The organism is Xenorhabdus sp. SGI246 (genome assembly GCF_040838225.1).
GTDB classification, from domain to species: domain Bacteria; phylum Pseudomonadota; class Gammaproteobacteria; order Enterobacterales; family Enterobacteriaceae; genus Xenorhabdus; species Xenorhabdus indica.
This window is the reverse complement of record NZ_JBFPEZ010000035.1, coordinates 1-7,213: the sequence shown is the minus strand read 5'-3', so window position 1 is coordinate 7,213 and position 7,213 is coordinate 1. Positions and strand designations below refer to the sequence as shown.

The 7,213-nt window shown below is 43.6% G+C and carries 6 protein-coding genes and 4 pseudogenes; 4 read left to right on the top strand and 6 right to left on the bottom strand.

Going from position 1 to position 7,213, the window contains the following annotated elements; genetic code table 11:
- Nucleotides 1-673 precede the first annotated feature (673 nt).
- The 3 genes and pseudogenes from ABLA85_RS08730 to ABLA85_RS08720 all read left to right on the top strand — a co-directional run.
- On the top strand, nucleotides 674-1,660 hold the full coding sequence (locus tag ABLA85_RS08730) for an AAA family ATPase (RefSeq protein ID WP_367963173.1): 987 nt from the start codon (nucleotides 674-676) through the stop codon (nucleotides 1,658-1,660).
- 120 nt (nucleotides 1,661-1,780) lie between these two features.
- Nucleotides 1,781-4,054 (top strand): S8 family peptidase, encoded by a 2,274-nt coding sequence (locus tag ABLA85_RS08725; protein WP_367963171.1) that lies wholly within the window; start codon nucleotides 1,781-1,783, stop codon nucleotides 4,052-4,054.
- Nucleotides 4,055-4,163: 109 nt separating this feature from the next.
- Nucleotides 4,164-4,318 (top strand): annotated as a pseudogene (locus tag ABLA85_RS08720) (ISAs1 family transposase); the annotation flags it as partial.
- A gap of 242 nt (nucleotides 4,319-4,560) precedes the next feature.
- Here the strand turns inward: ABLA85_RS08720 and ABLA85_RS08715 are convergent.
- Together ABLA85_RS08715 and ABLA85_RS08710 are read right to left on the bottom strand one after the other, a co-directional pair.
- A pseudogene (locus tag ABLA85_RS08715) lies at nucleotides 4,561-4,863 on the bottom strand (transposase); the annotation flags it as partial.
- A pseudogene (locus ABLA85_RS08710) lies at nucleotides 4,854-5,426 on the bottom strand (transposase); the annotation flags it as partial. The pseudogenes ABLA85_RS08710 and ABLA85_RS08715, both read right to left, overlap by 10 nt.
- A 55-nt stretch (nucleotides 5,427-5,481) precedes the next feature.
- Here ABLA85_RS08710 and ABLA85_RS08705 point away from each other — a divergent pair.
- A pseudogene (locus ABLA85_RS08705) lies at nucleotides 5,482-5,658 on the top strand (IS3 family transposase); the annotation flags it as partial.
- Nucleotides 5,659-5,711: 53 nt separating this feature from the next.
- Here ABLA85_RS08705 and ABLA85_RS08700 read toward each other — a convergent pair.
- The 4 genes from ABLA85_RS08700 to ABLA85_RS08685 form a co-directional block, all read right to left on the bottom strand.
- Complete coding sequence (locus ABLA85_RS08700) at nucleotides 5,712-6,020, bottom strand: transposase (protein ID WP_367963177.1); 309 nt, start codon at nucleotides 6,018-6,020, stop codon at nucleotides 5,712-5,714.
- The gene (locus ABLA85_RS08695; RefSeq protein ID WP_367963169.1) at nucleotides 6,011-6,262 is read right to left on the bottom strand and encodes a hypothetical protein; all 252 of its coding nucleotides are present in this window, start codon (nucleotides 6,260-6,262) and stop codon (nucleotides 6,011-6,013) included. The genes ABLA85_RS08700 and ABLA85_RS08695 overlap by 10 nt, the downstream gene beginning before the upstream one ends.
- On the bottom strand, nucleotides 6,183-6,449 hold the full coding sequence (locus ABLA85_RS08690; RefSeq protein ID WP_367963176.1) for an IS630 transposase-related protein: 267 nt from the start codon (nucleotides 6,447-6,449) through the stop codon (nucleotides 6,183-6,185). The genes ABLA85_RS08695 and ABLA85_RS08690 overlap by 80 nt, the downstream gene beginning before the upstream one ends.
- A gap of 224 nt (nucleotides 6,450-6,673) precedes the next feature.
- Complete coding sequence (locus tag ABLA85_RS08685; RefSeq protein ID WP_367963167.1) at nucleotides 6,674-7,015, bottom strand: transposase; 342 nt, start codon at nucleotides 7,013-7,015, stop codon at nucleotides 6,674-6,676.
- Between the last annotated feature and the right edge of the window lie 198 nt (nucleotides 7,016-7,213).

Sequence of the window (7,213 nt, the reverse complement as noted above, 5' to 3'; positions counted from 1 at the left end):
CAACGGAGAACACCTTGCCCGGCGGGAAACGTATTCCCCGTTGGGTGGCTGGCGTATTGGCCAGAGTGGATTAAATAACCTTCATCATCAGCAAAGATGATATCTGCTTCCAAAGGTGGGCAGATGTACCACACAGTGTGTACTCCCTTGCAGGCTACGGGAGTGTGGGTGTCGCTGCCCGAAGGCGATCCTTACAAGCGACCGGATCATCAATAAGTCTTATCACGCTAATAAACGGAAGTCATAAGGTCAATGGGTAATTCATTTTCCGGGACAGAAAATAATGTCAGAAGCGCGATGGCATGATTTGAATTGATTCGAATACAATCTAGCCGTTCCAATTTTATGGTGTGACCAAATCAGGCAACTTGCTCTAACACACTTCTGGATAAAAGCGAGTTGGTTGTACCAACTAAGACTCGATCTGACACTATTGATGATCTGATCGGAATCTAACCAGACCGTCGGCTTTGTGCCAGATACAGTCATTCACATTAATCTACGGGGGAGAACGTCACAAATCAAATATAGTGCGTTTCGATAGTTCCTTCTAAAAAACCGAAAAAAGGTGTAACAATTCAAAAAATCTAGATAAAGCTAACTTCTTATAAGGCCGTGGCGATGCTAAACTGAATGCAAGGTTTTATGCACGTTGATTTGTTAGGGGAAAAAAATGGCAAACGGTAAGGTTCTCAGACAGCTTATAAAAGCTGGAGCGACAGGTGATGTCGCGGCCTTCCGTCGTGTTTCGGAAGTGATCATTGAGGAAGAACGACAAAAACAGCATCATCTTCTTGCGAATGATCTTGAGCATATCCTTTATGGAGATCACGTCGTACAGACCTCCCGTGTGCCTGCTGTTCCCCAGATACCTGTTGATAAAGAGAGAGGCCTCCCATTACTGGATATTAAACAGCCAAACCGTTCTCTGAATGAAATCGTACTACCTAAATCAAGTTCAGATGCGATCGAAGAGATTCTTGAAGAAAATCGCAGAGCTGATGTGCTACGCAGCTATGGAATGAAAGCTGTTAGTAAAGTAATCTTTTTTGGTCCTCCGGGATGCGGTAAAACTCTGGCAGCAGAAGTAGTTGCTTGTGAGTTGGATATGCCCTTGGCAATCGTCAGGCTTGATACTCTTGTTTCTTCTTATCTTGGTGAGACTGCTGCTAACCTGCGCCAAATATTTGATTTTATCTCTCAATATCCAATGGTTGTACTTTTCGATGAGTTTGATGCTATTGGTAAAGAACGAGGGGATAGTGGGGATCATGGCGAATTAAGACGGGTCGTGAATGCAGTTCTACAGATGATGGATGCATATCAGGGGAAAAGCTTGATTCTTGCGGCAACGAACCATGAGCATATTCTGGATAGCGCTATTTGGAGGCGGTTTGACGATGCAATCGAATTCCAACTGCCCGACAAGCATCAATTATTAGAGTTGATGAAGCTAAAACTTCGTGGCATACGTCGCCAGTTTGAGCTTGAAGATGATGCCGTGCTCTCACTATTTATTGGAAAAAGTGGTGCCGATTTAGAACGGATTGTAAGACGTGCAATCAAAAGAATGATTTTACGTAGCCAAGAGTTTTTAACTCTGAAAGACCTTAAGAATGCACTCTTGCGGGAGAATGTAAATAAAACTCGTCAGGGATAATAAATGACGGAACAATATAAACATCTTAGTATTGCGAAAGAATCTCTTCAGAACCCTAGGCGCACACGTCAGTTTAGCATTCCTAGTACATCACGTGCTGATTTGCGCCTGCATGGAAGCATGTTATCTGAGCAATTACGGGGTATTACGCAATTAGCTACCCCGCAAATTCCAGGAAAAGATAATGATGGCCGGTACATGCTTAAATTACAATATACTGGGATGTTAGATATTGCTCATCTGGACAGGCATGGTATCGAGTTCGTTAGCCAAGAAGACAAAATGATCTGTATTGCTTTTGCTGATGAACGCGGAATTGCCCTCTTTGAGGAGCATCTGTCACAATTGGGACATAGGCATATTACCTACCAGCAAATCCTAACAGCATTAGACAGTATTGATATTTGGTCTAGTGAGGATCGCAAAAGCTGGTCAGTCAGGCATTATGGTTTTCCTGAATTAGAATTATTCGGTCTAGATATTGAACTTTGGCCGATAGAAACTACACGACATCCTTCACGAGAACGGATCTGTGAAGAATTTGAAAACTGGCTTCAGGAAAATATGATTCACCGTTTGGATCGAATTAATCTTGATAGCTTGTTAATGTATCGGGTTCGAGTAAATTGCGAGCAAGCTGAAAAACTACTAACCCATCGTGATGTCCGTATGGTTGATCTGCCTCCTTCAAGCGGGATTTCTTACGAAAAACTGAACAAAGATATCAACGTTATACCTGCACACATCCCTTCCCCACCTCCTGATGCTGTAAAGATTTGTATCCTTGATAGTGGAATTAATACAGCACATCCATTATTGCGTAGTGCAATAGCTGAAAGCGAAAGCTTTGTGGTTAATGAGGACGAGTTTGACCATTGCGGACATGGTACTGCTGTTGCAGGTATTGCGCTATATGGTGATGTTGAAGCCTGTGATGCCAGTAATTTCTGGAAGCCGTTAGTGTGGTTATATAATGGAAAAATCCTTAATTCTGATGGGGAATTTGATACTTCTACGATTGAAACAACCTTGACTCGGGCAGTAGAATATTTCGTAGATTTAGGATGTCGTATATTTAACTTATCACTTGGTAATGCAAATGCACCATATGATGGTAAGCATATCAGAGGAATTGCTTATGTTCTTGATGTGCTGGTTCGTCGTCATAACATCCTGTTCGTTGTTTCTGCAGGTAACTTTAATGGAAGTAGTGATCCTGAGGTTCCAGAGGAAAGTTGGCGTGCTGAATACCCCAGTTACTTAATCCATAACAGTTCCGTTATCATCGATCCAGCCCCTGCACTCAATGTCCTCACGATAGGAAGTTATGCCAAGCACAATGCAACATTTGATGCTCAACGTAGGGCGGATGAAATTAGTCATTTAAGCCCAGCGGGAGAATTTCAACCCTCGCCATTCACACGTCACGGGCCGTCAGTGAAAGGTGCTTTTAAACCGGAAATAGTAGCCCATGGTGGGAATTTAGCTGCACCCATGCGTAATAACAGAGGACAATGGCGACCACATGCCAGAGGACTTGGCGTTCTAAGTTGTCACCATCAATTCCAAGGAAGCACACTTTTCTCTGAACAAAGTGGAACTAGTTTTTCTGCACCGTATATAACGCATCTTGCTGGACGTTTACTAAATGAATATCCAGATATGTCAGCCAATATGTTGCGAGCGATGCTGGTCAATCATGCAGTATTGACTCCTCAGATGGAAAATACATTTTCTAAAGAAGTTGTTAAGTGTTATAAAGCAGAGCCAGCAACTCGAAACCGAAGCATTATTCGGGATATTGTTGGATATGGAGTAGTCGAGGAAGATGGCTTATACCGTTCATCAAAAGAAGTAGTTGTTATGATGTGTGAAGAACAAATTGTGAATAATACACATCAATTTTTTGAGCTTCCATTACCCGCTTCCTTTTTAAGAACTCAACGGGCAGTACGAGAGCTGCACATTACTTTAGCTTATTCACCAGCCGTCAGAACGACCAGACTGGATTATGCGGCTACGCAAATATCCTATAGACTCGTAAAAGGAACATCGTTACAGGATGTCCAGCAGTATTTTAATCATGATATACAGGATAGCACAAAATCTAGGAATGATGATGCGACAAGTAATCGTTCTGTTACTGCACAACAACGTGACCACGGTACAGTACAATCATCTAGTTGGACCTTTAAGCGTCGCTCTCCTAATGAAAAGTGGTTTGTAGTTGTAACTAGAAATGATCGTGAGTGGGGGGCTCCACTCAATAATCAACACGAATCATATGCTTTAGTTGTTACTGCAACGGATAGAGAAAACGCTGAGGCCAATCTTTACACCGAAATTGAGGCCCGAATTCGTGAACAGGAACGCTCTAGAGCACGAATAAGCTAAATTGATCCATCTCAGCTAATCTAGACATTTCAGCATGAATGGTTTCTCAGGTATTCGCAACTGGCCAAGGTCTTTCGTGCGGGCAGCTCAGTGCCATCAGAAAACACTGTCGGTGGAAAATGAGCTACATTGGGTGTTAGATGTGATGTTCCGGGAAGATGCTATTTCACTCAAAGATCCTAATAATGCAGCACAAATGGTGCTTTTTAACCAAATTGCGTTAAATTAAATGTGATTAAACAAGACACCAGTATTAAGGATAGTTAAAAAGCTAAACACCGAATGGCTACATGGTCAGATAAATTCCGCAGCCAGCTTATATTTGGTTAAATTAAGAGCAAAGTGGAATCCCGCCCTGACTAATGGAGCCATGTTGTTAATCCTGAGAATAGTCATAATGATAGGGAACCTCTAAAAACTCTTCCATGAAAAATAAGATCAATTTTGTCCCCATCCGTAATGAAGTTAACCTTATTCTGTATAGCGCTTTCTGACTTTTTCAAGGATTAAAAGGCATGCATGCCCGATTTTCCAAAATAAACCAAACGTTGTAAATCATAGCAGGTTGCCATTAATGTCATCCTGAAATTGGCACGCAATTGACCTATCATCCGGATGAATTTTTCGCCCATCTGACTGAGTGAGCCAAAGAGATGTTCTACCCGGGCTCGGGTGCCCGCGATTTTCTTGTTACGTCCTTTCTGGCAGTTTGATAACGGCTTATTTCGTGACTCTTTTCTCTGAATATGCACACGATAGCCTTGTTCCTTCAGCGCCTCCTCACGCTGATGGCTGGCATATCCCTTATTTCCTCTGCACTGTTAAAGCGGTTACGGTTATCGCCCAATGCCGCAAGCATTCGTGGGCCCCATACAGGGCCCCATACCGGGAAATGATTTAAACAGATCTGCATCTGGCATGGTATCGAACAACATTTCGATTCGTTCGTTGTAGGTTCGGATAATATCATTCACCAGTTTGATTTGTGATGCCAGTGCTGTTGCCATGAGTGCATTTGCCTCGATGACACTTGTTATCTATGGTGAGGGAAATCGCATTGGCAATGCTCGCTAGGCGCTGCTCTGTGTGCGCTACAGCGGGCCCTCCTTTGGCGTTCATAAAACGATGGACGGTGTCGCTTCTGGCCCGTTGTAGTTGTTGCAGGCTGGGCCCAACGGAGAATCAGTTCACAGAATAGTGTACTGTCCTGATGTGAGAACCACTCTAGAGGTTGTGGGTAGTACTGCTTCAACGTGTTGATTAGCCGGTTCACAAAGCGACGTTTGTCTCCAACTAGTTGGCGACGCTGCTCAACTAATTGTTGGAGCAATCGGATATCCGCATTGTCGGGTTCAATGGCTTTTACCTTTTGGGTGACTAGTCCTATATAAAGTTGACACTTTTCTTCCTCGATTTAGGAGAGTGTTATGAAATCAGAACGTAAACGCACTCAGCGCGATTATTCACTGGCTTTTCAATTGGCGGTTGTTGAGCAAGTTGAAAAAGGCGAGATGACTGATAAACAAGCCCAATGTCGATACGGGATTCAGGGACGCTCAACCGTTTTAGTTTGGCTTAGGAAGCAGGGTCAATTAGATTGGAACCTGGGTTGTACACCTTTACATCCTCAGAGGCCACCTATGACGATATAGCAGAATCAACATGATCTGACACATTCGATGTGCTCGGTGAACAACTCATCAACTGAACCTCTTTTTTGTCTTCTTATCGCTTTTGCCCCACCCCATTTGTGTTCTATAGGATTCAAGTCCGGACTATAAGCGGGAAGCCACTCTAATTGATATTGACTCTCTGCTATCGCTTGTATCGTATCAAGTCGTTTATGAAAGCGCGCATTATCCATGACTATCACGGCACCGTGTGGGAGTTTTGGCAATAAATCCTGCGTCACCCACGCATGAAAGACATCGGCATTAATGTTGCCAGTCAATAAGCTTAAGGTGATGAACGTATTTTCGAGAATTGCACCAATGACGTTAATGCGGCCTTTCGCGTGCCAATCATGTGTACCAAAACAACGCGCCCTTTTTCTGAATACCCGTATATCCGTGGCATTGACTGCGCGAAACCACTTTCATCCAAATACACAATCGGTTTGCCTTCCTGTTCATAAATGAATCGCCGATTGTGAGACCCCCAGGCGCTTTGCTCTTTCCCATTGATAGTCATCAGGAAAATTTTGGACATCCGCAATGAGTACCTCATCAGGAATTTTTATGGGAGGCTTATCACGCGTCATGCAAGGTTCTATTTTATGGCTCCACCGGAACAGGGTACGAATAGAAATCTCAAAATGGGCACGCGTTTGTTCGAAAGTCAACGAATGCTTATCTTTGTATGCCAGGACTCTTTTCCGAAAATCTAAACTGTCTATATGGACACCGATTTAATTCAAGTGGGGTAACCTATTTTTTTTTCTGACAAAAGTAGTCGCAAGCATATATTCGGCTTCCAAGAGCCCTGATGAAAATCCGCACTCTCTGCCCTCATTAACCCAACAGTCGTGGCAAACTAAACAGTTTATCAGGTTCACAGAGAGTCGGTACTACCTGTCAGTTACATCAACTTATAGACTTTTTCGAACATATTATTCACTTTTCATCGAGGAGTATAAACAGACTGCTGATTAACTAATGCCCAAGCGATCCGGGCATTTTTATTCGCTAATGCAACCACCGCTTTATTGACTCCACTACGCTCTATGAGCCCTTTTATCCAGCGCTGTAATTCATTGCATTGTTCATCGGGCCGCTTGCTGACTCGATACACAATAGAACGGGCTCCATGTATCAGTATTCCTCGCAAGTAGGCATCTCCCCGTTTACTGATACCGAGTTGCCTGATTTTTCCGCCGCGACTGTGCTCTTTCGGCACCAATCCCAGATAACTGGCAAAGTGGCGGCCATTCTTGAAATCTTGGCTATCACCCAGTGCTATCATCAGGGCAGAAGCACCTAATGGTCCGATACCGTGTAAGGTTAGCAATCAAAGGAATGTAATGAACGCATCCCAACTACTGAGCCTTTGGCACCGTGCTGGAATTGAGAGGTGAAGCGTGGATCCTCACAGATTTCCGGCTTTATAGTGCCTAAGCGGGAAGCTTGTTGCTCCCTGATAACTGGAGGAACCACCCATGAA

Coding starts and splice junctions, on each gene's coding strand:
- ABLA85_RS08685 (WP_367963167.1), bottom strand. CDS start 7,015: ATGATAGCACTGGGTGATAGCCAAGATTTCAAGAATGGCCGCCACTTT.
- ABLA85_RS08730 (WP_367963173.1), top strand. CDS start 674: ATGGCAAACGGTAAGGTTCTCAGACAGCTTATAAAAGCTGGAGCGACA.
- ABLA85_RS08695 (WP_367963169.1), bottom strand. CDS start 6,262: ATGTCCAAAATTTTCCTGATGACTATCAATGGGAAAGAGCAAAGCGCC.
- ABLA85_RS08725 (WP_367963171.1), top strand. CDS start 1,781: ATGTTATCTGAGCAATTACGGGGTATTACGCAATTAGCTACCCCGCAA.